This is a genomic window from Tundrisphaera lichenicola (assembly GCF_051175385.1).
GTDB lineage: Bacteria > Planctomycetota > Planctomycetia > Isosphaerales > Isosphaeraceae > Tundrisphaera > Tundrisphaera lichenicola.
This window is the reverse complement of the sequence record NZ_CP195106.1, coordinates 1,243,698-1,270,050: the sequence shown is the minus strand read 5'-3', so window position 1 is coordinate 1,270,050 and position 26,353 is coordinate 1,243,698. Positions and strand designations below refer to the sequence as shown.

Below are 26,353 nucleotides of genomic sequence, written 5' to 3'. Positions count from 1 at the left end.
ACCGCCAATCCCTTCGCCTTCGCGATCAATTCGCCCCGGGGTCCATCAGGATCTTGAGCGAGTCGATGTCCTGGTCGATCGTCCCAACAAACTCCCTGGGATTCTGCGGGTCGATGCTGTGGTTCTTCTCAGAAAACCGATACCCCTTGAGGAAGACGCTGAGCGAGTAACGCTCGGTCGGGAGACCGGATATCTCGAACTGGCCCTCGGGATCGAGTTCGACCCGCTGGAAATCCCAGGCATCCTCGCGGCTCAGCATCAGCCGGGTTCCGGGGGGAATTGCCTTGCTGTCGGAAAGCAGGACACGCCCTCGGACCCGGTGCCCCTGGACGACCGTGAGGTCGCCGAGGTCGGTCTCGGCGTCTTCCCCGCCGATGTGGACCGAGCGGGCTGGCACCGCCTGATTATCCTGGAACGACCCCATCACACCGTAGACGAAATAGTCCTCGTCGGGGTGAACGTTGAGGAACTCGAACCGGCCATCGGGTCCCGTCCCGATCGAGGTCTCGCCGAGGAACGAGTCGCTGTTTCGGCTCGCCTGGACCAGGCCAACCATGACGCCCGGGACGGGCTTGCCGTCGCGGACCAGTCGCCCGGAGAGGGTCGCCCCTCGGGTCATCTTGAGTTCCTGGGGGTTCCGCTCGGGCTTGCGGCCCGGGATGATCCGGGGAGCCACCGCGTTCCCCTCGACCTTCAGGTCGGCCGAATTGATCGGCGACTTGGAAGTCAGCACGAACTCCCCGCGCAGGTTCGTGACGGCCACCGGGTCGAAGTAGTCCGGGGAGAAGCCCGAAAAGGCCGCGGTACTGAACCCTTTCGGGGTCACCTTGGCCCCGACCATGGGCTTGCCCTCGGGGTCGAGGACGACTCCCCGGAGGATACATTTCGGGTCGAACTTCGAGGGGTCGAAGGGGGCGAGTGAAACCTCCACCGGAGGCTTCCTGGGGTCGGCCTTCATCGCGAAGGTCGGGCGATAACCATCGGCGACCACCAGGACGTTGAAGGTCAGATCGGGGTCGACCGAGGCGATCCGGAACTTCCCCTCACCGTCGGTCGTGGCCGACTTGACGCAGTCGGGGTAGCACGAAGGGCAGAGCGGGCTGGTCCCCTGGCGGACGCCGGCCGAGTCGATCAGGACGTGTGCGCCGACGACGGGTTGGCCGGCGTCGCTGAGGACCCGGCCTTCGAGGTCGGGCCGATCCGCGATCGCGGCGATCAGGATCAGGGACAGGAGCGGGGCATTCATGGGCGGGTCTCCTTGACGGGTGCCTGGGTCAATCAATCCCGCGAAGCCGGTCATTGCGATCGCGAAGCTCGACGCGGACCTCATCCTGGCCGGGCTGGACGTCGACATATTGCATGCCACGGATCGATCGATCCGGCCCTTCGGGATGGCGATACACCTGGAGGCGGATCGGACCGCGAGGCAGTTGATTCAGGTGGAACCGCCCGAGAAGGTCGGTGTCCTGGAACCAGGTGGCCCCTTGGGGCGCATACATCGCCTGCGTTCGGTCGTTCCGCTGATACCCGACCGAGATCCCGGCGACCGGCTGGCCTCGCGTGTCGAGGACGACCCCCTTCACCTCCTGATCGAGCGTGGGCAGGCGGAATTCGTCGAGCACGACCGATTCACCGGGCTTGATCGACACATGATTGCTAGTTGCCGTCGCGTGCCCCTTCGCCTCGACGTGCGTGTTGTAGGTCGCCCCGGGGATCGCCGTCTCGAAGGTGTAGGAACCGTCTCCGCCGATCTCGTCAAGGATGGCGACCCGAGTGCCGAAGGATCGACCGCTCTGCCCCGGATAGCTCACATCGCGGTAGAGTTGAACCTGAGAGCCCCCGAGCGGCTTGCCTTCCTCGTCGAGGACCCGGCCGGAGATCTTGACCAGGGGTTGCAGACGGACCTCCGGACTGCCTGAGATCGGCCCCGCATCGGTGACCTCGATCGTGGCGCCGAGCTTCAACGGCTCGGCGAGGATATCCACCACCGTCTCCTTCCCGGACTCCAGGCCGATGACCTGGAATCGTCCGTCGGAGTCGGTCCGGCCCGGTTTCTGGTTGAAACCTCGATTCGCGTCGCGGATGTCGACCTGGGCATCGGGAACGGGCCGGCCCTGGGGATCGATGACCCGGAGAGTGACGACCCCGCCTCGATCGAGCTTGAACTCGGCGACCTCGATCTCCTGGCCTCCCTTCCCGTCGATTTCGGCGGAGAACTTCGGGTCGGCCGGCTGTCCGGTAGATCGCCGCTCCGGCTGGGCGAATTCCTGGGGGATCGTCCGAAGATCGAGCGTCCCCCGGCCGGGGGGGACGACCATCCGGAATCGGCCGTCGGCGTCGGTCGTTTCGGAGAGGAGAAAGAGGGTCGGGATCTGATCCGCCTCATATTTGGGGACGTAGTAGACGAGCACCTTCTCGACCCCGGCCCCCGTCTTTCCGTCCGCGACTCGGCCCTTGAGAATCAACCCTCTGGGTAGGACGATTTCGTGCTCGAATTCGGCGGGGCCCTCGGGGACGGTGATCACACCATCGAACGGGGCTGCGTCGGAGCCGTCGGCGTTGACGTGGAGTTCCATCTTGCCGGCGGGAAGGCCCTCGATCCGGAATCGCCCGTCCTCGTCGGTCTTCAGCCTGTTCATGCCTCTCAGAACGTTCGCCTTCGCGGCCGGCTTGCCGTCGGCTTCGAAGACGACCCGACCGATCAGGATGTGGTCGGTCCTGCGGGCCGTGATCGTGAAATCTCCGGTATGGACCGGCCGGCGATGCTCGATCATCTTGCCGGACGCATAGGTCTTGCCGATCGCATCGGCCTGGGGATCGTCGGTCGTCGCCGCGTAGGCGAAAACTCTCTCGTGGAACGGTATGCTGACGACCAGCGAGGCCACGCGATCGCGAGGGATGCCATTGATGGCGAATCTCCCGTCGGCGTCGGTCGTGGCACCGATCGGGAATGCCGACCAGTTCAGGTTGAGTCGGTTGTCCACCGAGACCCCATTGACGTCGGGCTTCCCGAGCGGATCGATTCCATTGACCAGAATCCTGGCACCCACCACCGGCCGGCCTCCCGGCTCGACCACCCGCCCTCGGATGATCCCTTCCTCGCCCAGCTTGAGCGTGATTGGTGATCGCTGGGCCTGGAGAGTCAGCGGCTCCCAGGCCAGACCGCGACCCGGTGCCAGGGCCACGACATCCCAGGGGAAATAGGTCTTCCCGGCGCCCTCCTGTTTCGAGAAGGCCGGGGCGGGCACCTCCCGGAATTGAAAACGCCCTTCGGCATCGGAACGAGTCTCGGCCAGGGTGTCTTTGATCACCCCGGCCGTATCAGCAGCTTGCTGCCGCTCGGGAGTCAGTTCGTTCAACCGGTCCTGGGCCCGTTCTTTCAGGATGACCCTGGCTCCGGGGATCGGTCGTCCCTCGGGGTCGACGACCCGGCCCGTGGCAGACAGTTTGAAGCCGGGGGCGTCCGACTTCGCGTCGTCACTGTCGGGTTGGGCGGGGGCCGAGACCACGGCTGGGACCGCAGGCTTCGGAGAGGTCGGAGGACCGGCGAGAGTGAAACCGACTGCGGCAGCCGAGCCGACCGCGGCCAGGCCAAATATTGCGAGGTACTTGAGCTTGGCGACGATCATGGAACCCACCTCCTCACGGACCAGGGCCGCGACGGCGGCCGGGACCACCCCGGTCGTCAACCGACCCGCTACCACCGACGCGGCGATGATTCTCGATGTGCCCTCGACCAGGGATGAGGAGACCGCGACCGCAGCCTCGGCACCGGCGAGATTCGACTGGATGGCGGCCCCGACCGCCGAGGCGGGCGCGACCCCCCGGCGGATCAGGCGAGCCTGCAAGGTCCGACGACCCCGGGCCAGCCGGCTCTTGACCGTCCCAACCGGCCAGTCCAGGCGCGCCGAGGCTTCCTCGTGCGAGAGGCCCTCCAGGCAGCAGAGGACCAGGGGCATCCGCTGGGAGTGGTTCAGGCGGTCGATCTCCTCGTCGATGACCGACCGGATCTCGCCAAGCTCGACGCGATTGGGATAATCCACGGCGACCTCCACGGAGCCCGGCCGCTCCCGGGCCTTCCGGCGATCGGACCGGACCTTCGATCGAGTCGCGATCCGGCGGGAGACCCGATGCAGCCAGGCGCCCAGTGCCGAGCGATCCCGGACCGAACCGGCGCGTCGGGCGAGTACCAGGAACGTCGCCTGGAAGGCATCCTCGGCCAGTTGCGAATCGGCCAGGACTCGACGGCAGACCCCCAGAACCATCGGCCCGTGGCGTTCGATCAAGGTGGCAAACGCCAGCTCCGCCAGCCTGGCCTCGCCGGACTGGAACCGATCGAGCAACTGCTCGTCCGGCAGGTTCCCCAGGAATCCCACCTCGAAGAGCGTCCGGATCTGGCCGAGATGACGGCTCCCGGAATGGCCTCTCGACATGATCCGACCCTCGACCCCGAGAAGCTCTTCCACCCGCCCACATCCAGTAAGAGACCAGAATCACCACGCCAGATCCCGATTTATTTCAGAAGCTGGTGATCGGGCGATCCGTCCAAATCACTTCGAGGACCGAGCTTGCTTGTTCGAGCATCGGCCGCTACGATAGTGGGTCTCTGATCGGTCCGAGACAGCCCGCGGAAGGGTGTCCGGCCGGTCGTTGCGAATCAAAGGGGAGAGGCTCCCGGTGGTCCGGTGAGCCTTCGGCCCTGAGGGAGTCCGGGCGATGTCGATCGACAAGAGCTTGAAGAAGGGGGGCGGCCTGACCCGCGCCCGGAACGTTTTGACCCGGCCCGAGCGGATGGCCCTGCTCCAGGAAGACGAGAAGTGGACCCCCAGCAAGGGTGTCTACAACCTTCCCAAGACGAAGTATCGCCGCCTGGCGCCCGGGCAATCCGGGCCGAAGCGGGTCGGCTAAGTCGGCCGATCCGATCGACCTCGCGAGTCGGTGGAACTAAGAAGGGCCGGGCGGATTCAGGTCCGTCCCGGCCTAACGGTCCGTTGGTATCGCGTTAATCTCGGCCGCGAAGGCGAAATCCTGGTCGGTCAGTCCGCCCACGGCGTGAGTTGAAAGTTCGAGCCGGACCGTCCGGAAGCTTAGGATGATATCCGGATAATAGTCGAGAGACTCGGCCAGGGTTGCTACCCGATTGACGAACTCCAGGGCGCGGCGGAACGACGGGAATTGCCAGGAGCGGACCAGCATGTCGCCCAGCCGTTCCCAATCTTTCACCGCCGTCATCCGGCTGACGATCTCGGGTTCGTTCAACTTGGCCATGAGAGACCTCGTGCAGTTCGCTCGGGGTTGATTCGATGGGCTCGGACGAGGGTCGAACCCGGCCACCAGCTCCCATCTGATTATTTCGCGATCGGGCCGGAGCTACAAGGACAAGGGCCCGGCCTCCGCCAGGAATCACGCCCGGATCGAGGTTTCGCGATGACTGCCGTGCTCGCCGTCCTCTGCATGGCCGTCGTGGCGGTCAGCCTGCTTGGCGGCCTCTTGCCCCTGGCAACCGTCCTGACTCACACCCGCCTCCAGCTCTATTTGAGCTTCGCCGCCGGGACCATGCTGGGCGCCGCATTCTTTCACATGATGCCCGAGGCCGTGAATCAGGGCTCGGTGAGCGCCTTGAACTGGACGGCGGGCGGTTTGCTCGCGCTCTTCTTCCTGGAACGGTTCTTCGCGTTCCACCACCACGAGGCCCCGGCCGACCCGGCCGAGCCCTGCCCGACGCACCCTCACGAGCATACGCACGGGCGGGGGCATGCGGCGGGCGTGGTCGACCCCGAGGCGCCGGTTGGGCCGGGCTCGCCCACCAAGGGGACGTCCCTCCACTGGGGTGCGGCCGCGTTCGGCCTGGCCTTGCACACCCTGACCGGGGGGGTCGCACTGGCCGGCGCCGTCCGTGCCGATCGCGGGTTGGGGGCCAATGCCCTGGGGGTCTTCATCGCCACCCTCGTCCACAAGCCGGCCGATGCCCTGACCATCGTCAGCTTGATGCTCCGGGCTGGCGTCCCTCGGTTCCGCACCCATCTGGTCAACCTGGGATTCTCGATGATGATCCCCCTGGGAGCCCTGATCTTCTGGGTGGGGCTGAGCCTCCTGGGGAATGCCTCGGCGGCGATGGTCACGTCGAACACCCTGGCGTTCTCAGCGGGGACCTTCCTCTGCATCGCGCTGAGCGATCTCCTGCCCGAACTCCAATTTCACGCGCACGACCGCTGGAAACTATCCGCCGCATTGCTGGCGGGAGTGGCCCTGATGGCCGCCGCCGGCCAGTTCGAGGTCGATTAAGCCCGCACAACTCGCGACCGCTTCTATCAGCACATCGCGAATCACCCCCGCTTTCGGCATTTCGGTCAATCCGATGCTCTTCCCGAGACGATAGTCTCCCTAGCTTCGGGGGCGAAAACGAACAACACACAGGATTGTGTGTAGCCTCTGGCGATGGGGATGCGTCCGCGATGAGTAAAGCGTCCAGATCCGGGGCATGGAGCAAGAATCTCCTGTTTTGCGGCTTGCTGATCGCCTCGGGAACTACCGCGAGCCAAGGGCAGTCGCCCCCGGTCCCTCCTCCCTCTCTCCCCCCCGAGATCACTGGAGAAGCTCCGGCCCCGATCGAAAAACCCACCACCGCACCGACCGCTCGTGAGGCGGCGCTCGAGGAGCGCATCCAGCACCTTGAACAGATGGTGCAGAAGATGGCGGCCCAGTTGAACCAGGGTGCCGCACCCCCTTCGGCGGCCGCACCCGCCCCGTCCGCGCTTAAAACCCCGAATTTTCCCAACGCCACAGGCCCCTTGGCTCCCGGGCAGGGTACCCCCGCCAACCCGGCCCCTTCGGTCCGGTTCGATATGCCTTCGACCTCGGTCAACTTCCCGCTGACCGGGAAATTCGGCCCGGGCTTCGAGTTCAAGACGGCCGACGAGGAATTCGTCGCCCAGTGGCACAACCTGACCCAGTTCGATGGACGGTTCTACCAACAGGCCAACCAGTCCCCCACCCACGACACGTTCGCCTTCCCTCGACAATGGTGGATGCTCAGTGGCCGGATCACCAAGCCATTCGAATATTTCATCTCGTTCCAGAACGGCTTCGACGCGATCTCGATGCTGGATGTCTTCCTGAACATCCACTATGACGATCGACTCCAGTTCAAGGTAGGCCGCTACAAGACGCCCTTCACCTACGAATTCTACGCCTTGCCGATCCAGGGCCTGGTCCAGCCGGAACGATCGCTCTTCTTCAATAACTTCGCCCTGAACCGATCGCTCGGCGTGCAGGCGTGGGGCCGACTGTTCGCGAAGACGGCCCCGCTCGACTATGCAGTCGGCATGTTCAATGGGGCCAGGAATTCGTTCGTGGACCTCAGCGACGCCAAGAATGTGCTGGCCTTCGTCAACTGGCGGCCATTCGCCCAGGACGAGGGATCGCTCCTGGAGAACTTCAACTTCGGCGGCTCGGTCCAGGCTGGGACCCAGACCAATCCTCCCTTGCCCCAGACCCTCCGGACGATCGTCCCGACCGCGGGCAACTCGGTCGCCGGCGTCCCCTTCCTATCCTTCAACTCGAATGTCCGCGAGTCCGGACCTCGAGCCTTCTGGGACCTCCATGCGGCCTGGTATTACCAACATCTCTCGCTGATCGCCGAGTGGCAGAGCGGCTATCAGGACTACGCACTGGCGAACTCCCTGGCCTCTCATAACCGCGTCGGGGTCGATAGCTTCTACGTCCAGGCCGGTTACTTCATCACGGGAGAGACCGTCAGCGGACGGAACGTCGTCAAGCCGCTCAACGATTTCGACCTCCGACCGGGTCGGTTTGGCCTGGGTGCCATCGAGTTGACGACGCGGTTCAACTCGATGAACATGACCCGGAATATCTTTGACGCCGGACTGGCCGACCCCAACCTCTGGACCAACAACCTCTACACGGCCGACTTCGGGGTCAACTGGTCGCTGAACCAGTTCGTCCTGTTCCGCTTCGACTGGGAGCACGCGGTCTTCGGGAACCCGGTCCTCTACAACACGGACTCGCTGCAGAAGACGAGCGACCTCTTCCTCTTCCGCTTCCAGCTCTACTTCTAGTCGAAGGCTCCCGAGTGAATCCGATGATCGAGAGGCCAGGGGTCGAGGATCGGCCCCGGGCCAGTTTCGAAAGCCGAGAAGCCGATTCACATAAATCCATCTGATTTCAAAAGATAGGGCACGGTTCGACCTCATCCAGGTTGGCCGGCATGGTGGAGTGACCGGGGTCGAAAGCGTCGGGATGCTATCCGTCGGGAAAATGATGTAAGGCGCTCGAGTTATACCAGAAGGGAGGTCGAAGGCGACCCGACACGAACAAAACCACCGAACTGAGCGAGCCACCATGAGCCAGGCACCCTTCGATTTGATTCGGAAGGATAAGAACTCGTCCCTTGGAGCATCCTCGGCACGTCAGAGGACGAAAGCGAGGCGTGAGGCCGATCGCCGATCGATGGCCCGGCTGTCAGTCCAGGCCGAATGCCTGGAGAGTCGAACCTTGCTCACGCGAGTCGGCCTCGCCCCCCAGTTCGTCATGCCGCTGCCTGCATCGGCAACTCCGGCCGCGACTCCGTTGCGAGTGGCCCTGATCAATACGTCCGTCGTCCAGGCCGATCAGGTGGCCCAAGCCGCCGATCCCGGCGTGATCGCCCTGACCTACGACGGACGGACCACGGACACCGCCGGCCTGGTGTCCCTCCTGGAATCGCTCTCCGCCTCCCACGGAGGGGCCAAGATCGAGGAACTCGGCCTCGTCTCCCACGGTTCTGAAGCCCGAGTCTCGATCGGCGGGGGCGACTCGTGGAGCCTGAGCACTCTGACCAGTGACGGCACTTCGCTTAGCCTGCTCCGTGGCCTGCTCACCGACGACGCCCGGTTCGACCTCTATTCCTGCTCCGTCGCCGCCGGGCCCGATGGAAAGGCCCTCATCAACCAGATCGCGGCCCTCACCGGAGCCGACGTCTATGCGAGCACGAATCCTGTCGGAAGCGGTTCCCTCGGCGACTTCACCTGGGAATATTCCACCAACCCCGGTCACTCGGCCAGCAAGCTCCTCTCCAACACCGCCCTCGAAAGTATCGCCAACCTCAAGCTCGACGACCTATACGAGGACAACGATTCCAAGGCCATCGTAGACGCAAGGACCGCTGGAGCCGCAAACTCGCCCAACCTCGGCCCGATCTCGGGACTGGTCTCGATCCCTGGACTGGCCCTGAATGATACTGCCGACTGGTACAAGTTCCAGACCGCCGGCGTCGCCACCACCGACGACTACGTCTCGCTCAGCTTCGACTACCACCAGGGCGACGTCGACCTCTACGTCTACCGCGCCAACGGCACCACCCTGGTCGATAGGGACGCGGGAGACAACGACTACTACGGATTCAACGACGCCTCGATCTCGCTCAGCGGCCAGGTTGCCGGGACCTACTACATCAAGGTAATCGCCCACTCCACCGCCGCCTGTCACCCCACGGGCATCGGTTCCTATACCCTCACGGTGACGGCCCCAACGGCAGCAAGCGACGACGCCTACGAGGACAACGACACAAAGAACATCACCGTCGCCCGGCCGGAAGGCGCGGCCAACTCGCCGAATCTTGGGCTTCGGACCTCGGCCCTGACGATCTCCAATCTGGCCCTGGTGGATAACGCGGATTGGTTCAAATTCCAGACCGGTTTCAACGGCGTCTCCGGCAACTCGGTGAGCATCAACTTCGACACATCGTTGGTCGACCTCGATCTCTATCTTTAATGGTGTCGACGGGACAACCCTGATCGGCAAATCGGTGGATAGCCCCAGCAGCACGAGCCCTCAGGTGGTCAACCTGTCGGGCGTCCCGGCGGGGACCTACTATGCCGCGATCGTTCCCGCTGTCGCGGGCCGCGGGATCGCCAAGTACAGCCTGAGCATCAATCCGCCGACCACCGCGAAGCCGGGGGCCTTTCAGCTCAGCAGCTCGTCCTACACAGTTAACGAGTCGGCGGGAATTGCGACCATCACCGTCAACCGGACCGGTGGGGACGACGGGACGGTCTCGGTCAAGTACGCGACCTCGGACGGCTCGGCCAACGCGGGGAGCGACTACATCACCACCTCGGGGACCTTATATTTCAGCAATGGCGAGACGACCAAGACCTTCATCATTCTCATCCTGGGAGACTCCTCGGCCGAGCTGACCGAGACGGTCAATCTCACACTCAGCACCCCAACAGGGGGTGCCACGATCGGCACCACCCCGACGGCGACCCTGATCATCTTCGATGATGACTCGACCCAGCAGCCCCTCCCGATCGTGGACAACGACGGCGGGTCGCCCGGCTATGTCGAGGCTGGCACCGGATGGGCCACCAGCGGCGTGGCCGGCGGCTACGGCGGGTCCACCCGATACCACGCCGCGGGGACCTCCGCCCAGACCGCGATGTGGACCGCGACGGCCCTGACCCCCGGCTCCTACGACGTCCAGGTCACCTGGGGAGCCGCCACCAATCGCGCCACCAACGCACCCTACCGGATCTACGACGGCAACACCCTCCTGGCCACCGTCCGGGTCAACCAGTCCCTCGCCCCCACCGGCACCACCGTCGGAGGCCAGACGTTCCAGAGCCTGGGCTCCTTCGCCATCACCGGATCGACCTTGCGGGTCGTCCTCGGAGCCGACGCCAACGGGCTCGTCTCCGCCGACGCCATCCGAATCGTATCGTCCTCCGGAAGCCGTTCGGTGGCTCGATCGCTCGCGATCCAGGGACCTCCCTCGCCAATACCCGGTGTTTCGGCCGAGTCCACCTCGACCGTACCCCTGGCGACGGCGAAGCTCAAACCGACCATCCTTGGTCCCGGGATCGGATCGGGAACTAGGGCCTGGTCGTCTCTGATCCAAGGCGACTCGAAGAAGTTTTCCGGAATCTACATGCCGATCAGCCCGAGCACGGTGCCCAACTCGATCCGAGATTTGAATCCGCGAGTGAAGCCCTCCGACCGGGCTTCCGTCCCGGCGCTCGAGGGATCTTTACCGGGCTGATCGAGCCCACCTCAGATGGAGTCCTCGATCCGGCTTTGTTTCGACTCGCCGACCGGAGATGGCGTCCTTCGATGGAAGGACGCCATCTCCAACTGGAACTGAGGTCGATTGTCCACCGTTTCGTCACGTTCATGTGTCGGTGAGCTTTTCCCAAAACCCAAGAGAGCTTCGCCATGAAATCGATCGGGAAAATCTCGGTCGATTCGCTATAATCGCTCGGGTCGCTTCGAGGTCAACATGGCCGTCGTGGTCGGTCCCGGGTAAAACTCGGGGTGCTCTTGAACTGCGTCGTCCTCTCGTCGCGAGAGTTCTGGCCGCGAACTTCTTTCGTGGCCTCTCCTCCCGAGGACCCCGTTCCATGCCCGCGAAATCCTCGTTCACGATGTGCTGGGCTATTCCCCTGACCCTGGCCTTCCTGGCTCATCCGGCGCCGGGTCGCGAAACCTCGAAAAGTCCCGCCGCTCGCGATGTTCGATCCGTCGACGGCCAGTTGATCTCGCTCACACCTCCAACAGGAGGCGCGACCGTCGTCGTGTTTTATTCGACCGAGTGCCCGATATCGAACGAGTATAGCCCCACCCTGAACTCCCTGGCCGAGTCTCATCCTTCCTCCTCCTTCTCGATGGTCGGCATCTGCGTCGACCCCGACGTCCCGGCCTCCGATATCTCCGGGCATGCCCGGGAGTATCGACTGAAATTCCCCGTCGTGTCCGATCGCGACGGCGTGATCACCGCCCGATTCGGGGCCGAGTTCACCCCCGAGGCGTTCGTCATCGACTCCGACGGCAAGGTCCGCTACCGGGGGCGGATCAATGATATGTACGCCGAACGGGGCAAGCGAAATGCCAATCCCAGGACCAACGAACTTCGCGACGCCGTGGACGCGGTCCTGGCCGGCCGCGAGGTGGCCGCCGCCCACGTCGAGGCGATCGGATGCCCGGTCCCGATCCAGCCGGAATCGCCGGCCAAGCCGACCTTCGCCCGAGACGTCGCGCCGATCATCCAGCAGAACTGCCTGGAATGCCACCGGCCCGGCCAGGTCGGGCCGTTCTCGCTGGTCAGTTACGAGCAGGTCGCAAAGCGGGCAGACGACGTCGCCGCCCTGATCGCCGACCGTCGGATGCCCCCCTGGAAGCCCACGCCCGGGGTGGGGCCGGCCCTGCAACATTCCAAGGCGCTGACCGACGACGAGATCGACATCGTGACGGCCTGGGCCGACGCCGGGGCCCCTCAGGGGGATCCGGCCCGGATGCCGACGCCGCCCGCTTACTCGGACGACTGGAAACTGGGCACCCCCGACCTGATCGTCGAAGCCACCGAGGACTTCGCCATCCCGGCCGACGGCGGCGACATCTACCGATGTTTCGTGCTCCCGACCAACCTGCCCGAAGACCGTTACATCTCGGCGATCGACTATCGACCCGGCAACCGGAAGGTGGTCCACCACGTCCTGGCCTACGTCGACACGACGGGCGAGGGCCGCAGGAAAGATGAGGCCGACCCCGGCCTGGGCTACTCGTGCTTCTCCGGCCCGGGCGTCGAGATCCATGGCGACCTCGGCGGATGGGCCCCCGGCATGGAGGCCTCCTTCCTGCCCGAGGGGATCGGTCGGAGCCTGCCGAGCAAGTCCGACGTGGTCATGCAGGTCCACTACCACCCCAGCGGCAAGCCCGAGACCGACCGGACCCGAATCGGCATCTATTTCTCCAAGAAGCCGATCAAGCAGATCATGCACTGGAATGCCGCCCTCAACCCGACCATGAAGCTCAATCCCGGCTCCTTGAATCAACTGGTCGAGGCCGGATACAAGGGGACCGAACACTTCGGCTGGGAAGTCCCGATCGACGTCACCGCCCTGGCCGTCACCCCGCACATGCACGTCCTGGGGCGTGACATGACCATGACCGTCACCTTCCCGGACGGCCACAGCCAGGACCTGATCAAGATCGGCGACTGGGACTTCAACTGGCAGAACTCCTACTACTTCAAGGAACCGATCGACCTCCCCAAGGGCTCGATCCTGAAGGTCCGGGCCCACTACGACAACACGACCGATCACGAAGTCCGATGGGGCGAGGCCACCACCGACGAGATGTGCATCGGCTTCCTGGCCGTCGTGAAGAAAGACCAGGACCTGACCAAACCCGGAGAGAAGGACGACCTCGGCGAGATCTTCCGGCAACAGCGTCGGGACGACGAGGAGAATTACAAGAAGATGCGTGAAGAGGCCAAGCGGAAGAAGACCGAGCAAGGCGAGTAAGAGTTCGTGGCTAGTGGCTAGTGGTATAAGCTTCAACGACTAGCCACTAGCTGCTTTCCACACTAGCCACTCGCCTTCAATTCATCTCGGGTTCCAGGGGGCCTGCCAGTTCCTTCAGGTAGAAGAGCCTTCCCGGCAGTGTCGGCATGAAGGAGCTGGGGACCCAGGGGTCGGGGCCGTACCTCAGGGTCATCCAGAGGCTGGCCCCTTGCCATTGCATCCCCCGGCCGAGGATCCCGTCGGCCCCCCCGATGATTCGGTCGGCCTGGAGGAACAGGCCCGGCCCGATCGTATTGGCGAAGGCCGGGACCAGGGTGGTCCGGCTCTTGAAGCTGGTCAGGGCGTTCTGCTCGATGGTCAGCGGGTGGAGCCTCGCCCCGATCCGGTGGGTCTGGGTCTTCCAGGCGTCGAGCTTGGCATATTCGCCGGCGAAGTGGGGCTCCCAGAAGGCGATGTGGCAGACCCGGCCGATCCCGAAGATCACGATCAGCTCGGCCCCGGCCGCCTTCATCTCGGCGATCTTCTCGCCGTAGTGGGGGAGCCGATCCTTGGTGGCGTACCACCGACGATCTTCCGGCACGGTGAGCGCCCCGAGCGGCCCGTAGAAGGCCCCTTCCATCGCCTTGGAGAATGCGCCGGGGTTGTCGGCGGGCAGGGTGTTGCCATCCCGGTCGCTCCACTCGTCCATGTTGAAGCCGTGAACGTGGTCGCAGCGGACGCCCCACTCGCGGAGGAAGTAGACGGCCCAGCGATACATCCCCATCGGGCCGACCGGCAGGATCATGGCCGCCTCGCGCCCTTCATCCCGGGTCCGCTTGATCGTCAGGGCGATCTCGTGGCCCAGCATCACGTCGAAATCCTCGACCGACCGGCAGGCCACCGGCTCGAATCGGGGATTCCACCAGGATTGCCGCTCACCGATTGTTTGGGGAGGATTCGCGCAGCAGGCGTCGATCTTCCGAAGATCCCAGCCCCTCGGTAAAAACCCATCCATCATCGAGCCGTCGATGGTCGTCAGCAAATCCATGGTCGTGTTCTGCCCCTCGGAGGAAAACCTGGTCCAGCAATCTCGACATCATGCCATGCCGGACGCCGCCGGTCGAATGGCTTCGTTCCGACCTCCCACAATGGCTTCGTTCCGACCTCCCACAATGGCTTCGTTCCGACCTCCTCGGTAGGGCAGGGCTTGCCCTGCCGATGAGCCATGACTGCCGACGAGCCGTGACTCGGCAGGGCGAGCCATGCCCTACCCGGGAACATGAGAATCGGTTTGATCACGACCAGGGCTCCCGGAAAATCGTACCCTTCTCCCGGCTCGCCGGCGCATCGTATCAAGGATAAGATCGCGAAACGGGATCTCGACACCACATACGATTTCCAGATTCGCCCGAGTTCGACCAGCCCTCGAACTGCAGCGGTCCCGGAGCGATCGGCCATGTGACTCCGATCTGCGCTCGTCGACTCAATGAGACTCGTGACCGTAGCCGCTGTCGGGCTGGTGGCCTTCCAAATCCAAACCTCTGCTGGGGTGGGCCTTCGCCCGATCAACTCCAGTCATCAACCCTGGACTTCTTCTTGATGGCTCGATCGGCCCGCTTCCTCGCGAACTGGCAGGCGTAGACGATCAACGGGCCGGCGATCGGGATCATCGCGATTCCGAGGAAGACCCGTTTGTGGAGCTGGGTCGTCTCCCAGGTCCGGAAATTCCCGTCCCCCTCCTGGGCGGCCGAATAGAGGACCATGTTGATCATCAGGCAGATGCCCAGGGCGAACAGGGTCCAGGCGATCCGATCGGACGCGGATTTCGAGCGGCCCGGTCGGGCCACGGGCCGCCAGATCAGCAGCGACGCGAAGACGAAGATGGGGAGGGCGAAGAAGCAGGAGATCCGCAGGAATTCGATCATCGTCACTCCTGGTCGAGAGTTTCGCCCGGACCGACCCTCGATTCATCCTCGGTGGTTCTCCCGTGCCATTCAATCGGCCAGTGGGGACGGCTCGAAATCCGAGGGTTTCTTCCTCACGGGCCATTTCGGGACGAGCCCGGCCTTCCGAAGGCTGATGGCCGCCGCGACCAGGAACGAGGCCAGGCCCAGCATGATCCGGTCGAGGCCCGCGACCCTCGCTCGGGCCAGGAGATACCACTTCAACCCGAACTCGCCCAGAGCCCCGACGAGGATCGTCCCCGCGACGACGTAGTACGGGATGCCCCCGAAGGAAACCCCATAGGCCAGGGCTACCAGGGCGATCCCTAGCGGATAGAGACGAACAGCGAGTGGCGAAAGTCCCTCGGAGAGATAAGGCTCGCCCGTGACCACGAAAATCGTGGCAAAGGCCAGCATCAACGCGCCCAGGAACCGAAACACACTCCCGAGTTCTTCCTCGCAAACGGCCCCGATCACGAGGACAGCCGCCAGCGAAAGGTGGAACACCAGCGAGACCGACCAGGAGTCGCCCGCAGATCCCGAGATCGACCCCACGACGCAGGTCGCCGCAATCAGGACCCGCCATGATTCGTGACGACGGTACGCCAACCAGGCCTGGATCAATCCGACCGGGGCCAGGGCCCAGGCTTGCGGGCGAATCAGGCTGTCCGGTCCCATCGTGCCAGGCCCGACCACCGAGAGTCCGACCAGCGAGGCCATCGCCAGCCCTCGGGCCATCGGGACTTTTCGGAGGCTCGCCAGCCCGTAGAAGCCCAGGGCCAGGATCAGCGAGGCCGCCGGAGGGGCCACGCCCAGCCCTTCGCGGAACATCGCCAGGAACCGCTGGTAGACCATGTCGGGCCGATGCCCGACCATCGACAGAACCACCAACCCCGCCGGAATCGCCAGGGCGAATCGGACCACGCCCTTACGACCCGAGGTCAGGCCCCCTTCCAGCAACAGCAGGGCGATCGCGAACCCGAACGGGATCAGGAAATACGGCCCGAAGATGCTCCGGAACCCCTCCACGTTGTGCAGCGAGATGCAGAGATAATACGACCGCGCGCAGACCCCCAAACCGAGGAAGAAGAACAACGACCACGGGTACAAGGGCCATCGCCAGGGGCTCCCGTTCCCCTCGATGTAGGAAGATCCCCGACGAATCGCGGGAAGGAGCGTCAGGAACGCCAGCGCGGCGACAGTCGAGAACCCGAAAAGTGCCCAGTGCGAGGTCGCCGAGTCGGGCCGTGCCAGCATCGGCCGGAGCGCCAGAGGGTAGACGAAGAACAGCGTCAGGATCAGGTAATAGGGCAGCCGATAGAGCGCGGGAAGTCCCAGACGCATCCCCCGGAGGAGCCCCTCGCTGACGATCAGGGCGAAGGCCAGTCCCCCGATCGAGCAGGCCATCCCCACCCCCGGCCGGATGATCAGGACGTCGTCGATGGTGGCGGAGATCGCCAGGAACATCATCACCACCAGCAGGAGGACGCTCCGCATGTCGTCCCAGACCTTGCCGAACCGGACCATCAGGCAGGCCGTCGTCGCCAGCAGGAGGGTGTAGCCCGCCAGGCCGAGGATCAACGCCCACGTGTCGAAGACCTTGGCCTGGGGGTCGAACGACGACCGGAGACCGATGAACACCAGATCGGCGCTCAGGACATAGAAGGGATTGTGCGTATACAACGCCCGGACCAGCCGGGAACTCCGGTTCGGCACGGACGTGGAGCGATCGTCCTGGGGTTGATCCGTCATGAGTGCCTCGGTCCTCAAGAAATGAGGGGAGATGTGATCAGCACGCGCATTATTCGGCTCTCAGACATCTGTAGCAACCCCCCGTTTCCCGATTTCCTCCGGGTCGAGCCTCGGTCCTCGACAATTGGACTCGGGCGAATCGCTCGCTACAATGCGGCCAAGTCGAGTCATCTCCACCTGGTAAGGGGCCATCATCGATGATCACGAGACACTCCGAGGCGCAGTGGCTGGGCGACCTGACGAAGGGGACCGGGACGGTGAAGTTGGGGAGCGGTGCCTATGAGGGACCTTACAGCTTCAAGTCTCGATTCGAGAGCGGGACAGGCACCAACCCCGAGGAGCTGATCGCCGCGGCTCACGCGGGTTGCTACTCGATGGCACTCTCCGCCGGGCTCTCCCAGGCCGGGCACTCCCCCACCAAGATCCAGACGACCGCCTCGGTCGTCCTGGAAAAACAGGGCGAGGGGTTCACGATCACCCGGATCGACCTGGAGACCGAAGGGGCCGTGCCGGGGATCGACGAGGCCACCTTCGTCACGTTCGCCGAGGACGCCAAGAAGAACTGCCCGGTCTCCAAGGCCCTCGCCGGCCCCGAGATCACCCTGAAGGCGAAGTTCGTGACCGCCTCCTGATCGCCCCGAACCGCGAAACGCGGGGGGTCACGATGGGGTGACCCCGCCTTCGACCGAAGCGGCCTGAATCATCGATCGAAATCGAACGCATCCAGGTAGACCGACGCTGCGTTCCCGAGCAGGTCAATCTCCATCCGGTCGGGATCGCCGAAGAAGGCCCCCGAGAGCGAGCGATCGAGCGTGTGGGTGGCGAGCAGGTTGAGCCCCTGCTGCTCGCCCATCGACTCCTCGGCGTAGACCAGCCGGAGCGACTCCCCCGGCAAGCCGAGCAGCTTCGCGAAGTACTGCGCGGCGACATTGTGCTTCCGAGGCATCTGCGGTCCGAGGATCAGGACGTGCAACCGCGACCACTCGTCGGGGGGTATCTCGCGCCTCCAGGACGAGACCTGTTCGTGATAGGCGTCGATCTGGGCCTGGGCCGCGTCGGCCGCATTCGCCAGCACGACCGGCCCGGCCTCGCGGGTCAGTCGCGTGAGGTCGGAGGTCTCGCAATGCCCTCGCCCCAGGGTCGCTTCGAGGAAGGCGAGGCAGTGTTCCAGGAGCTGCCTGGATCGCGACGCCTGGGCCGCTTCGAAGCCGAGCCCGTCGATCGAGCCCGACACGGCCAGGATCCGAGTCCGGAGCGATCGGAGTTTGTTCAATCGAGCTTCGTCGATCGGTCCATCCCCCCAGGGTGCCAGCGCGACATAGAGCGCCAGCGGGATGTGGGAGATGGATTTGAGCCGGTGATAGCGAGGCGGGATGACGGTCGCTGCGGTCCGCCGTCCGTCCCGGAGCAGGATCAGTTGATCCATCTCGACCACGATCACCGGGCCGAGCCGGGCGAGCGTCTCGGCCCGGCCCATCGCGTAGAGGGTGCGGAACTCCAGGTCGGCCTGCTCGAAGGCATCGAGTGTCGATGGTTTCGCGACCGGCGGGTCGTCCGCCCTGGACGTTCTCGGGGCGAGGATCGCCATCGATCCCAGGGCGAAGGTCATCCAGATTCTTCGATTGCCGACCTTCAGGGTCATCGCCTCGGTCCTCCCGGTCGCGGAATCGTCGACCCGACGAGGGAACTTGCCCGGCCCCGGATCGGGTCATCGAGGAGAGTGTGGATTCTCCGGTCGAAGCGGCCGGAACGATGGCCAAGGTAGCGAGCCCCGAGCCCGCCCGCAATCGCGAGGGCGGTCCGACCGAACTTGAATCCTCAGGGCGAATCGCCGAGGAGCAGCCGAGAACAGGCGTCGCCGCTCCGGAAGGCCCCTTCCACCTTGGCCGCGAGGCACCAGTCTCCCGCGATGGCGAGCCGGGCCGAGTGGTCGATCAGGCAGGAGCGCCCCAGCGGTTCGACCGGCTTCGCGTAGAGCCACCGATGGAGGGACTCGAAGGCGACCGTCCCGAAATCCACCCCGAAGGCCTCGGAAGCGGCCGTCTTGAGGGCTTCGATCACCGAGGCCGGCTCGTCATCGACGTGGGCCTCGGCCCAGTCGTGGTTGGACTGGATCACCAGGGCATTCGGGACCGGGCGGCCCGGCTTGCTGCCGTCGATCGCCGCCCAGCCGAGGACCGGGTGATCGCAACGGATGCCGTCGATCGGCAAGCTCGCCTCGCCCGACGGGACGAGCATCAGGGCGAAGCAAGGCCTCATCTCGACCCGTCGGGCCTCCTCGGCCATTGGGCTCCGACCGGCCAGCAAGGTCGACGACTGGGCGGGGGGAGCCGTGGAGACAACCCAGTCGAACGGGCCGACCTTTTCATCGGCCTCGATGGCGATCGACCAGTTACCCGGGGAACCTTCGAGACCGACGGCCTTGGCCCCGACTCGGATCGGCAGGCTGGCCGCGATCGACCGGGCGATGGAGTTCATGCCGGGGACGCCGACCAGTCGAGGTTCTTCGGAGGTCTCGGGCATGATCCGGCCGTTTTCCAGGATCGCGAACCGGCCTTCCCAGAGGGCGAGGTGCTCGGGCGGGATCCGAGCGTCGAGGAACTCGCGGAACTTGGGGTCGCGGGCCGTGAAATACTGCGCCCCGTGGTCGAACGGCGCGACCTCGCCCCGGCGGGTCGAGGCCCTCCCGCCGACCCCTCGTCCCTTGTCGATCACCAGGACCGAATGCCCGGCCGAGCTGAGCCGCGAGGCCAGCGTGAGCCCCGCGATCCCGGCCCCGATGATCCCGACTCGCAATGCCATCTCCCGATCCTCCCGAGGGTCAATGAGCGTCCGGCTCGCGGGGGCGGAGGGTCTGCTTGAGGTCTTCGAGCTGCCGGGTGAGGTCGTCGAGCCGGGCGAGGATCTCGGAGTGATGCCGCTCGACGGCGGCCGGGGATTTCCCTTCCAGAGTAATGGCACCCCCGGGCTCCAGGGTGCAGGACTTCACCTCGTCGATCGAGCTGAAACCCTGGCGATGGATCATCATCCGGAGTTCGGCGTCGGTGATCATCTCGCGAGCCATCGCCCTGCGCTGGACCTTCCCTTCACGGACCAGGACGGACGGGCGACCCTCGATCCACTGGTCGAGCCGCTTGTGGCGGAACAGGAACCGAATCACCAGATAGTTGAACGCGCAAAGCGAGAACGCGCCGATCAAGCCGCCGGTGACCGAGTTGTCCTCACCAATGATCGAGTTCTGGACCGTGTTGGCCAGCGAGAGCAGGACCACCAGGTCGAACGGGTTGAGTTGCGCCATCTCGCGCTTGCCGAAGATCCGGAGCAGGACGACCAGGAACAGATAGACCAGGATCGGCCGGAGCATTTTCTCCAGGACCGTGGGGCCGAGGTGGAACATCGGGGAGAGGATGCCGTCCGCCCAGGACAGAGCATTTTCGAACATGCGACGAGGTTTCTCGACCGGGGTTCCGACTGGTCTCCGTCAGATCACATAGTCTGCCACGACCGGGGCTTCATGACCATGGAAGACCTTCAGATCCCTGGGGACGACGTAGATGGCGTCGCCGTCGACGAGTTGCAATTCGAGCGAGCGCTCACGCGTGAGCTGGACCAGGAGGTTCGTCCCGTCGGCGAGGTTCAGCTCGACCCGGACCAGGCCGCCCAGCGGGGTCAGCCTCCGGACCCGCGCGAACCAGGCGGGGCGGCCGTCGCTCTGGCGGGTCAGCTCCAGGTCGTGGGGGCGGACATACACCAGGACCGGCCCGCTCGGGCTGGGCAGGTCGAGCGGCAGCGGGGCCTCGTCGCGCATCGTGTCCATCGAGAGGACCGACTCCATCGGCAGGACGTTGACCGCCCCCAGGAACGACGTGACGAAGGGCGAGGCCGGGTTCTCGTACAGCTCCTGAGGCGGTCCCATCTGCTCGATCTTGCCCCGGTTCAGCACGACGATCTGGTCGGAGACCTCGAACGCCTCCTGCTGGTCGTGAGTGACGAACAGGCTCGTCACATGGACCTCGTCGTGGAGTTTCCGGAGCCAGGCCCGAAGCTCGTCGCGGACGCGCGAGTCGAGCGCCCCGAAAGGCTCGTCCAGCAGGAGGACCTTGGGCCTCGGGGCCAGGGCCCGGGCCAGGGCGACCCGCTGTCGCTGCCCCCCGGAAAGCTGAGAAGGGTAGCGATCGGCGTAGCCGACGAGCTGGACCAGTTCGAGAAGCTCGTCGACCCGCCGCTTGATCTCGGCCTTCGGGAGTCGCTGGACCTCCAGCCCGAAGGCGATGTTCTGGCGGATCGTCATGTGTCGGAAGAGCGCGTAATGCTGGAAGACGAAGCCGACCCCTCGACGCTGGACGGGCAGTCGGGTGGCGTCCTCGCCGGTCAGGGCCACCTCGCCCGAGTCGGCCGGTTCCAACCCGGCGATGATCCGGAGGATCGTGCTCTTGCCCGAGCCCGAAGGCCCCAGAAGGGCCACGAGCTGCCCCTCCGGGACCTCGAACGACACGTCGTCGACGGCCTGGAAGTCCTTGAAACGCTTGGATAGATTCCGGACCGCGATCGCCACTGGCTCCTCCTCGTCTCGATGCTTCGTGCCGGAATCAGCCCGCTTCGTTGTGTTCGACTCGCTTGCGGACCATCTCCATCCCGATCAGCAGGACGAACGAGATCCCGGCCAGCGCGACGCTCGCCGCGTAGGCCCCTTCGGGGTGAAACCCCTCGATCGTGTCGTGGATGTAGAGCGTGGCGGTCTGGGTCCGGCCCAGGATGTTGCCCGAGACCACCAGGAGCGCCCCGAACTCGCCCAGAGACCGGGCCACCGTCAGGGTCACCCCATAGGCCAGGCCCCAGCGGATCGAGGGCAGGGTCACCAGCCAGAACGTCCGCCACCAGCCGGCCCCGAGGGTCCGGGCCACTTCCTCCTGATCGATCCCGAACTCGCGGAGGACCGGCACGACCTCCCGGACTACGAACGGAATGGTCACGAACATCGTGGCCAGCAACATCCCCGGCCAGGCATAGACCACCCGGAGGCCGACCGATTCCAGGGGCCGACCCAGCCAGCCGTTCGGGCCGTAGACGATCACCAGCATCAGGCCCGCGATGATCGGAGAGACCGCGAAAGGCAGGTCGACCAGCCCGTCGGCCAGGGCCCGACCCCAGAATTTCTGACGGACCAGGACCAGCGCGAAGGCCAGGCCGAACAGCGTGTTCACGATCGTTGCCAGGATCGTGATCGCGATCGTCAGGCCGAACGCCCGGCGAGCATCGGCCGACATCAGGGCGTCCCAGAAGGGCCGGAACCCTCCCGCCAGCGCCGTCTTCGCCAGGGCCAGCGAGGGGACCAGGATCAGCAGGGCAAACCAGCCGACCACCACGCCCACCAAAATCCGCGCACCCCAACCCCAGGGCCGCGTCCGATCATTCGCCATGTCCGCCCCCTCGTCGACGCTGCATCAGGTTCAGGCCGATCAGGATGCCCAGCGAGGCGGCCAGGAGCACCAGCGAGACGACCATCGCCCCGTGGCGATTGCCACTCTCGATCTCGCCGAAGACGTACATCGGCCCGGTCTTGGTCTCCAGCGGCCGGTTACCGGCGACCATCACCACGCTCCCGAATTCGCCGAGCGCCCGGCTGAACGCCAGCGCGGTGCCGGTCAGGATCGAGGGGAATAACGTCGGCAAGGTGACTCGCCGGAAGATCATCGCGGAGTTCGCGCCCAGGGTCGCCGCCGCCTCCTCCTCGCCCCGGTCGATCTCCAGGAGGACCGGCTGGACGCTCCGGATCACGAACGGATAGGTCACGAACAGGAGCGCCAGGACGATCCCCGGCTGCTGGTAGATGATCCCGAGCCCGGCCCCACCCAGGATCGTCCCGATCGTGCTGGATGGCCCGTAGAGCAGGACCAGCATCAGGCCCGTGACCACGGTCGGGACGGCGAAGGGGAGATCGATCAGGGCGTTCATGACCCCCTTGCCGGGGAAGTCGTACCGGACCAGGACCCAGGCGGTTGCCGTGCCCATCAGGGCGTTGATCCCGACCATGATTAGTGCGGTGGCGAACGTCAATTTCAGGGCATGCCAGGCGAATGGGTCGACGATCGCCTTCCCGAACGCCGCCCAACCCTCCGAGGTCGCCTGGACGGTCAGCGCGGCCAGCGGGAGGACGACCATCACGCCGAGGTAGGCCAGGGTCGAGGCCCGGAGCGCCATCGCGGGCATCGTCGTCGTGGATCGGATCATGTCGGTCATTTCCCCCCGGCGCGTCGGAGGAAGGTCGAGGCCCAGACCCCGCCCGGGTCGAAGACCGTCTTCTTCACCTTGGACCAGCCCCCAAGGTCGCGGATGGTGAACAGTCGAGGGGGGAGCGGCGGGAGGCCCTGCACCTTCAGGTCGGGATTCACCGGGCGAAAACCGTAGTTGCCCAGGATCATCTGGCCCTCGTCGGAGAGGAGGAAGGCGTAGAACGCCTCGGCGACCTCTCGATTACCGTGCCGCTCGATCGACCGGCCCACCAGCGCCGCAGGGCTCTCGATCTGGAGGGTCGCGTCGGGTGTAGCATAGGGGATCGGCTTCGCACCGAACTTGTTGCGGAGCAGCAGCTCATTCTCGTAGGTCACCACGGCGTCGCCGGTCCCTCGCTCGAAGGTGGCCAGGCTCTGCCGGCCCGAACCGTCCATGTTCACCACGTTGGCCTGGACCCGGGCCAGGAGGTCGCGGGCCGCCTCGGGATCGGGCTTCTTGGGACCGCCGGGGCCGCCCAGGAGGCCCGCCCCCCAGATCGCGGCGATGTTCCACCGGGCACCGCCCGAGGTCTTGGGATCGGGGTAGAGGACTCCCACGCCGGGGCGGGTAAGGTCGGACCAGTCGCGGATCCCCTTGGGATTGCCGTCGCGAAGGCCGATGACGACCAGGCTCCGCGTCACGTTCCCCCCATGGGGGCCGGCGTTCCAGTCCTTGCGGACCAGCCCCGCCTTGACCAGCGCGGCCATGTCGCTCTCCAGCGAGAGCACGGCGATGTCGGCATCGAACCCGGCCACGATGGCCCGCGACTGGGCACCGGAACCGTTATACGACTCCTCGAAGGTGACGGTCCGTCCGGTCTTCCGCTCCCAATCGGCGGCAAACGCCGGGATCAGGCCGTCGTGGAAGGCCTCACGGACCACCGAGTAGGCCCCTAACGTGATGGTATCGCCCGTGCGACCCGCCCCCGGCTCGCAGGTTGGCCCCAGGCTCGCCAGGACGAGGGCCGATATCAGCCAGGGCATGGACCGGGGGAATCTCCTGCCGGTGGGCTGCCAATCATTCATGATCGAACTGTGGCCCGGAATTTCCACACCCTCCGTGCCCGATCCCGATGATCGTTCCGCTTTCATGGACATCCATTCATCCCGGGTCAGATCGACCAATCTCCGACATATTCCCGATTCCGCTCCCGATTCTCACGCAACAGGTCGGCGAAGGTCGTGCGATCGACCACGTCCGAGATCGACTGGCGGACCCGGCCCCAGAAGCAGAAAAAGTGGCAGTTCCCATGGAATTCGCACTCGTGGGGCCTCGACTGACTCACGCAATCCACCGGGGCAATCGGCCCGTCCACGTAGCGCATCACCTCGCCCACCGTGATCTCCTCGGGAGGCCGGGCCAGGTTATATCCCCCCTCCGCCCCCCGTCGGCTCCGGACGAATCCCCCGCCCTTCAACTGCCCCAGGATCACTTCCAGGAAACGAATCGGTATATGCTCACGTTCGGCGATCTCGGCGATTTTCAAGGGGTCGGAACTCGCATGTTCGGCCAGGGCATAGATCGCCCGCAAGGCGTAGTAACACTTCGACGAAACGGCCATCGGCGAGACCCCGATCCGGTCAGCGTGGAAATCATCCCCATTTCGACCGAACAAGTCAAGATGGGATGGAATTTGAGTGACAATTCATCCTAATCCCTTGTTCGCCCGCGGAAAAGGGAACCGACTGTGACGACTCTCCCGCCTCGGCGCAGATTCCCCTCCCTCGGGGTGGCCAATCTTTGGGGGCCTTTGGGCTCGCGAGTTGGGGAGTTGAAAGGCCCAGGATTCCCCGTCGGGCCAACCGATGGGATCCAAACCGGAGACCGGTCTGTCGTCCCTCGGGGTCCATTCTCGACCAGTGATTCAGCCTCTCCGTCTTCGACCGGGGCCTCGCCGGGCGACCGGTCCTCATCGAGACATCTCAGCCATGTCGAACACCCTCTCCGCCGCGCCGGAAATCGATTCGTTTTCGAGCGACCCCGAACGACTGGCCGAGATCCGCGTCCTCACGCCGGTCTCGATCGTCGTGCCGACGTACCGGGAATCCGAGAGCCTGCCGCACCTCCTGGAGCGGATCGAGGCCCTCCGGATCGACCATGACCTGACGCTGGAACTGCTCGTCATGGACGACAACAGCGCGGATGGGAGCGTCGAGCTGATCCGCGAGAGTGGCCACGACTGGGCGCGAATCGTCGTCCGGGACGGTCCTCGAGGGCTGAGCCCGGCGGTCCTCGACGGGATCAAGCTGGCCCGATACCCGGTGGTGGTGGTGATGGATGCCGACCTGAGCCATCCCCCCGAGAAGATCCCCGACATGATCCTGGCCCTGGCCTCGGGGCAGCAGTTCGTGATCGGATCTCGATACGTCCCCGGCGGGAGCACCGACGACCACTGGGGGTTCTTCCGCTGGCTGAACAGCCGGGTCGCGACCCTGCTGGCCAGCCCGTTGACCGATGCCCGCGACCCGATGGCCGGCTTCTTCGCCTTCCGCCGTCACGAGCTGGACAGGGCCCTCTACCTCAACCCGGTGGGGTACAAGATCGGGCTGGAGCTGATCGTCAAGTGCGGCCTCGAGAACGTCGGCGAGGTCCCGATCGCCTTCACCGATCGCCGGTTCGGCCAGAGCAAGCTCTCGTTCAAGGAACAACTGCGCTACCTGCAACACCTCCGACGCCTTTACACTTACAAGTTCGCCTACGTGAGCCAGGCCGTCCGGTTTGCCCTGGTCGGGCTGTTCGGGGTCTGCGTCAACCTGGCGGTCCTGTCGATCCTGGTCGCCCTGGGCGTCCCCGTCGCCCCTTCGGTGATGGTCGCGATCTCGATCAGCCTGGTGACCAACTTCCTGTTGCACAGGCTCCTCCCATCGGCCCCCTCCGACGAATGGCCCGTCCGGAACCCCTTCCAGCGATTCGCGCTGGCATCGGCGGCCGGGGCCACGCTCAACTTCGCCCTGACGATGATCGTGGCGACCCGATGGCCGGGCCTGGCCATCCAGGCCGCGGCCACCTGCGGGATCGCGGGAGGGATGGTGCTCAACTTCCTGGCGAGCCAGTTCCTCGCGTTCCGCCGACGGATGGGCCAGGGCTGAGCAACGGAGGATCCGTCGG

22 protein-coding genes are annotated in these 26,353 nt (G+C 65.2%); 8 read left to right on the top strand and 14 right to left on the bottom strand.

Annotated features, from left to right (window positions below; genetic code table 11):
• Positions 1–25 precede the first annotated feature (25 nt).
• Both P12x_RS04910 and P12x_RS04905 read right to left on the bottom strand, forming a co-directional pair.
• The gene (locus tag P12x_RS04910; RefSeq protein WP_435009735.1) at positions 26–1,246 is read right to left on the bottom strand and encodes a carboxypeptidase regulatory-like domain-containing protein; all 1,221 of its coding nucleotides are present in this window, start codon (positions 1,244–1,246) and stop codon (positions 26–28) included.
• Positions 1,247–1,274: 28 nt separating this feature from the next.
• A complete protein-coding gene (locus P12x_RS04905) occupies positions 1,275–4,433 on the bottom strand; it encodes a sigma-70 family RNA polymerase sigma factor (protein WP_435009733.1) in 3,159 nt (1,052 codons plus the stop codon).
• Between the two features lie 283 nt (positions 4,434–4,716).
• On the opposite strand from P12x_RS04905, the gene P12x_RS04900 reads away from it, so the two are divergent.
• Positions 4,717–4,908, top strand: coding sequence for a small basic protein (locus tag P12x_RS04900; RefSeq protein WP_435009732.1), 192 nt, complete (start codon positions 4,717–4,719; stop codon positions 4,906–4,908).
• 72 nt (positions 4,909–4,980) lie between these two features.
• On the opposite strand, the gene P12x_RS04895 is transcribed toward P12x_RS04900, so the two are convergent.
• Positions 4,981–5,268, bottom strand: coding sequence for a 4a-hydroxytetrahydrobiopterin dehydratase (locus P12x_RS04895; protein ID WP_435009731.1), 288 nt, complete (start codon positions 5,266–5,268; stop codon positions 4,981–4,983).
• Positions 5,269–5,427: 159 nt separating this feature from the next.
• Here P12x_RS04895 and P12x_RS04890 point away from each other — a divergent pair, with 159 nt between their 5' ends.
• The 5 genes from P12x_RS04890 to P12x_RS04870 all read left to right on the top strand — a co-directional run bounded on the left by P12x_RS04890 (position 5,428) and on the right by P12x_RS04870 (position 13,298).
• Positions 5,428–6,285, top strand: coding sequence for a ZIP family metal transporter (locus tag P12x_RS04890; RefSeq protein WP_435009730.1), 858 nt, complete (start codon positions 5,428–5,430; stop codon positions 6,283–6,285).
• A gap of 170 nt (positions 6,286–6,455) precedes the next feature.
• Positions 6,456–8,078, top strand: coding sequence for an OprO/OprP family phosphate-selective porin (locus P12x_RS04885; RefSeq protein WP_435009729.1), 1,623 nt, complete (start codon positions 6,456–6,458; stop codon positions 8,076–8,078).
• A 391-nt stretch (positions 8,079–8,469) separates the two neighbouring features.
• Positions 8,470–9,771 carry a DUF4347 domain-containing protein gene (locus P12x_RS04880; RefSeq protein WP_435009728.1) on the top strand — a complete coding sequence of 434 codons (1,302 nt, stop codon included), beginning with the start codon at positions 8,470–8,472 and terminating at the stop codon, positions 9,769–9,771.
• Positions 9,772–9,835: 64 nt separating this feature from the next.
• Entirely contained in the window at positions 9,836–11,038 is a 1,203-nt protein-coding gene (locus P12x_RS04875; RefSeq protein WP_435009727.1) for a Calx-beta domain-containing protein, read from the top strand.
• Between the two features lie 358 nt (positions 11,039–11,396).
• Positions 11,397–13,298, top strand: coding sequence for a redoxin family protein (locus tag P12x_RS04870; RefSeq protein WP_435009726.1), 1,902 nt, complete (start codon positions 11,397–11,399; stop codon positions 13,296–13,298).
• 76 nt (positions 13,299–13,374) lie between these two features.
• Here the strand turns inward: P12x_RS04870 and P12x_RS04865 are convergent, their stop codons facing one another.
• From P12x_RS04865 to P12x_RS04855, 3 genes are all read right to left on the bottom strand, one after another.
• Positions 13,375–14,325, bottom strand: a complete 951-nt coding sequence (locus P12x_RS04865) for a 6-phosphogluconolactonase (RefSeq protein ID WP_435009725.1) — start codon at positions 14,323–14,325, stop codon at positions 13,375–13,377.
• 517 nt (positions 14,326–14,842) lie between these two features.
• A complete protein-coding gene (locus tag P12x_RS04860; protein WP_435009724.1) occupies positions 14,843–15,202 on the bottom strand; it encodes a hypothetical protein in 360 nt (119 codons plus the stop codon).
• A 69-nt stretch (positions 15,203–15,271) separates the two neighbouring features.
• Positions 15,272–16,972: a hypothetical protein gene (locus P12x_RS04855; protein WP_435009723.1), complete on the bottom strand. Its 1,701-nt coding sequence runs from the start codon at positions 16,970–16,972 to the stop codon at positions 15,272–15,274.
• Positions 16,973–17,169: 197 nt separating this feature from the next.
• Here P12x_RS04855 and P12x_RS04850 point away from each other — a divergent pair, with 197 nt between their 5' ends.
• Complete coding sequence (locus P12x_RS04850; RefSeq protein WP_435009722.1) at positions 17,170–17,604, top strand: OsmC family protein; 435 nt, start codon at positions 17,170–17,172, stop codon at positions 17,602–17,604.
• Between the two features lie 68 nt (positions 17,605–17,672).
• Here P12x_RS04850 and P12x_RS04845 read toward each other — a convergent pair whose 3' ends face one another.
• The 8 genes from P12x_RS04845 to P12x_RS04810 all read right to left on the bottom strand — a co-directional run bounded on the left by P12x_RS04845 (position 17,673) and on the right by P12x_RS04810 (position 24,806).
• Entirely contained in the window at positions 17,673–18,614 is a 942-nt protein-coding gene (locus tag P12x_RS04845) for a hypothetical protein (RefSeq protein WP_435009721.1), read from the bottom strand.
• Positions 18,615–18,790: 176 nt separating this feature from the next.
• On the bottom strand, positions 18,791–19,774 hold the full coding sequence (locus tag P12x_RS04840) for an NAD(P)/FAD-dependent oxidoreductase (RefSeq protein ID WP_435009720.1): 984 nt from the start codon (positions 19,772–19,774) through the stop codon (positions 18,791–18,793).
• Positions 19,775–19,793: 19 nt separating this feature from the next.
• The gene (locus P12x_RS04835) at positions 19,794–20,414 is read right to left on the bottom strand and encodes a DUF421 domain-containing protein (protein ID WP_435009719.1); all 621 of its coding nucleotides are present in this window, start codon (positions 20,412–20,414) and stop codon (positions 19,794–19,796) included.
• Positions 20,415–20,453: 39 nt separating this feature from the next.
• Positions 20,454–21,527 carry a sulfate/molybdate ABC transporter ATP-binding protein gene (locus P12x_RS04830; RefSeq protein ID WP_435009718.1) on the bottom strand — a complete coding sequence of 358 codons (1,074 nt, stop codon included), beginning with the start codon at positions 21,525–21,527 and terminating at the stop codon, positions 20,454–20,456.
• A gap of 34 nt (positions 21,528–21,561) precedes the next feature.
• Positions 21,562–22,392, bottom strand: a complete 831-nt coding sequence (locus P12x_RS04825) for a sulfate ABC transporter permease (protein ID WP_435009717.1) — start codon at positions 22,390–22,392, stop codon at positions 21,562–21,564.
• Positions 22,382–23,203 (bottom strand): sulfate ABC transporter permease subunit CysT, encoded by an 822-nt coding sequence (cysT, locus tag P12x_RS04820; RefSeq protein WP_435009716.1) that lies wholly within the window; start codon positions 23,201–23,203, stop codon positions 22,382–22,384. The genes P12x_RS04825 and cysT overlap by 11 nt, the downstream gene beginning before the upstream one ends.
• Before the next feature lie 5 nt (positions 23,204–23,208).
• Complete coding sequence (locus P12x_RS04815) at positions 23,209–24,228, bottom strand: sulfate ABC transporter substrate-binding protein (RefSeq protein WP_435009715.1); 1,020 nt, start codon at positions 24,226–24,228, stop codon at positions 23,209–23,211.
• A gap of 128 nt (positions 24,229–24,356) precedes the next feature.
• Positions 24,357–24,806: an RrF2 family transcriptional regulator gene (locus P12x_RS04810; protein WP_435009714.1), complete on the bottom strand. Its 450-nt coding sequence runs from the start codon at positions 24,804–24,806 to the stop codon at positions 24,357–24,359.
• A gap of 367 nt (positions 24,807–25,173) precedes the next feature.
• On the opposite strand from P12x_RS04810, the gene P12x_RS04805 reads away from it, so the two are divergent.
• Positions 25,174–26,334 (top strand): glycosyltransferase, encoded by a 1,161-nt coding sequence (locus P12x_RS04805; protein WP_435009713.1) that lies wholly within the window; start codon positions 25,174–25,176, stop codon positions 26,332–26,334.
• Positions 26,335–26,353 lie beyond the last annotated feature (19 nt).

Coding starts and splice junctions, on each gene's coding strand:
- P12x_RS04905 (WP_435009733.1), bottom strand. CDS start 4,433: ATGTCGAGAGGCCATTCCGGGAGCCGTCATCTCGGCCAGATCCGGACG.
- P12x_RS04870 (WP_435009726.1), top strand. CDS start 11,397: ATGCCCGCGAAATCCTCGTTCACGATGTGCTGGGCTATTCCCCTGACC.
- P12x_RS04895 (WP_435009731.1), bottom strand. CDS start 5,268: ATGGCCAAGTTGAACGAACCCGAGATCGTCAGCCGGATGACGGCGGTG.
- P12x_RS04890 (WP_435009730.1), top strand. CDS start 5,428: ATGACTGCCGTGCTCGCCGTCCTCTGCATGGCCGTCGTGGCGGTCAGC.
- P12x_RS04835 (WP_435009719.1), bottom strand. CDS start 20,414: ATGTTCGAAAATGCTCTGTCCTGGGCGGACGGCATCCTCTCCCCGATG.
- P12x_RS04860 (WP_435009724.1), bottom strand. CDS start 15,202: ATGATCGAATTCCTGCGGATCTCCTGCTTCTTCGCCCTCCCCATCTTC.
- P12x_RS04815 (WP_435009715.1), bottom strand. CDS start 24,228: ATGCCCTGGCTGATATCGGCCCTCGTCCTGGCGAGCCTGGGGCCAACC.
- P12x_RS04865 (WP_435009725.1), bottom strand. CDS start 14,325: ATGGATTTGCTGACGACCATCGACGGCTCGATGATGGATGGGTTTTTA.
- P12x_RS04810 (WP_435009714.1), bottom strand. CDS start 24,806: ATGGCCGTTTCGTCGAAGTGTTACTACGCCTTGCGGGCGATCTATGCC.
- cysT (WP_435009716.1), bottom strand. CDS start 23,203: ATGATCCGATCCACGACGACGATGCCCGCGATGGCGCTCCGGGCCTCG.
- P12x_RS04825 (WP_435009717.1), bottom strand. CDS start 22,392: ATGGCGAATGATCGGACGCGGCCCTGGGGTTGGGGTGCGCGGATTTTG.
- P12x_RS04900 (WP_435009732.1), top strand. CDS start 4,717: ATGTCGATCGACAAGAGCTTGAAGAAGGGGGGCGGCCTGACCCGCGCC.
- P12x_RS04840 (WP_435009720.1), bottom strand. CDS start 19,774: ATGGCATTGCGAGTCGGGATCATCGGGGCCGGGATCGCGGGGCTCACG.
- P12x_RS04850 (WP_435009722.1), top strand. CDS start 17,170: ATGATCACGAGACACTCCGAGGCGCAGTGGCTGGGCGACCTGACGAAG.
- P12x_RS04885 (WP_435009729.1), top strand. CDS start 6,456: ATGAGTAAAGCGTCCAGATCCGGGGCATGGAGCAAGAATCTCCTGTTT.
- P12x_RS04880 (WP_435009728.1), top strand. CDS start 8,470: ATGGCCCGGCTGTCAGTCCAGGCCGAATGCCTGGAGAGTCGAACCTTG.
- P12x_RS04910 (WP_435009735.1), bottom strand. CDS start 1,246: ATGAATGCCCCGCTCCTGTCCCTGATCCTGATCGCCGCGATCGCGGAT.
- P12x_RS04855 (WP_435009723.1), bottom strand. CDS start 16,972: ATGACGGATCAACCCCAGGACGATCGCTCCACGTCCGTGCCGAACCGG.
- P12x_RS04845 (WP_435009721.1), bottom strand. CDS start 18,614: ATGACCCTGAAGGTCGGCAATCGAAGAATCTGGATGACCTTCGCCCTG.
- P12x_RS04805 (WP_435009713.1), top strand. CDS start 25,174: ATGTCGAACACCCTCTCCGCCGCGCCGGAAATCGATTCGTTTTCGAGC.